The organism is Myxococcus sp. AB025B, from assembly GCF_006518215.1.
Lineage (GTDB): Bacteria > Myxococcota > Myxococcia > Myxococcales > Myxococcaceae > Myxococcus > Myxococcus fulvus.
On sequence record NZ_SRLW01000628.1, the window covers coordinates 1 to 1,424 of the forward strand.

At 72.1% G+C, this 1,424-nt stretch carries 1 protein-coding gene; it reads left to right on the forward strand.

Features of this window, described 5'->3' with window-relative positions:
- Positions 1-561: 561 nt before the first annotated feature.
- The coding region (locus FL311_RS43160) for a DDE-type integrase/transposase/recombinase (protein WP_194869642.1) at positions 562-1,424 on the forward strand (863 nt) is incomplete at its 3' end.

Here is a 1,424-nt window from a genome sequence, read left to right on the forward strand (position 1 = left end):
TGGAGCTGCGCGTGCGACGCTACCGCTGCCGTAGGTGTGGCGTGTCGCAGACAGTCGTTCCCTCTCAGGTGCTGGCCAGGAAGCTGTATTCGCTCGCGGCCGTCGCCTGGGCGCTCGCCCTGTGGGGTCTCGAGTCGCTGACAGCCGCGGAGGTACGCCGACGCGTCAGTCCGTGGGCCGTGGTGGGACCCGGGAGCGTCGGGCGCTGGGACTCCCTCTGCCGCTGGGCCGGGGAGGCCAGGCGCGGGGCACTGCTGTGCTGCGTGCGGCCGGCGCCCACGGACTGGACGGCGCGAGCAGTGGCCTCACGAGCGGCGACGACAGTCGCCGCCTTCGCGCTCCCGGCGACCGGACCGCCATCGCTGTCCGCTTGCGCGTTCCGGGGCGCCGAGCGCGCTCACTGAGGGGCTTGCTCCACGGCCATCGGCGCGCCCCTCACGGAAGTCTGTCCCACCCGACACGCCCCGTCCTCGAAGCCCTGCCTGCGGCGGGACGGTAGGCGTCTGCCCTCCCAAGAGGCCCATGTCGGGATGAGGGGGCGGCATGGGAAGTCCGCGCGAAATGAAGAGTCTCACCCCGAAGTCCCACGCCGAGGCGGTGGCGGTGTTTCGCCACGGAGTCATCGGCGCCCTCACCCAAGCGCAGATGGACCGAGGCCAGCTCGCCTCGGCGCTCGAGTCCCTCACCCAGCAGCGCTTCGTACCGCCGGGCGCCGAGGTGAGCCGCTGCTACTCGGCGGCCACGCTCGAGCGCTGGTACTACGCGTACAAGAAGCGCGGCCTCTCAGGCCTCACCCCGCGCGGACGCAGCGACAAGGGCCGGGCCCAGCAGCTCTCGGCGGCCCAGCGCGAGCTGCTGCTCGACATCCGGCGGGAGTATCCATCCGCGTCCGTGGCGCTCATCCTGCGCACCCTCGTCACCGATGGCCGGCTGGAGAGGGACGCCGTCTCGGCGACGACGGTGCGCCGCCTCTTCGTGCAAGCAGGACTCGACCGCGTCGGGATGCGCGACGGCAGCGGAACGAAGACACGTCTGCGCTGGCAGGCCGAGCGCCCCATGGCCCTGTGGCACGCGGACGTGTGTCACGGGCCTGGACTCACCGTCGGGGGCAAGGTGCGGCCCTTGCGCATCCACGCGCTGCTGGACGACGCGAGTCGGTACGTCGTGGCGTTGGAGGCCCACCACACCGAGCGCGAGGTGGACATGCTGGGCCTCATGGTGCGCGCCCTGCGCAAGCATGGCCCTCCGGACGCCCTCTACCTGGACAATGGCGCCACGTACCGGGGCGAGACACTCGCCACCGCGTGCGCTCGCATCGGCACCTCCCTCTTGCACGCCAGGCCCTACGACGCCCCCGCACGCGGGAAGATGGAGCGCTTCTGGCGCACGCTGCGCGAGGGCTGCCTCGACTTCCTCGGGCCCGT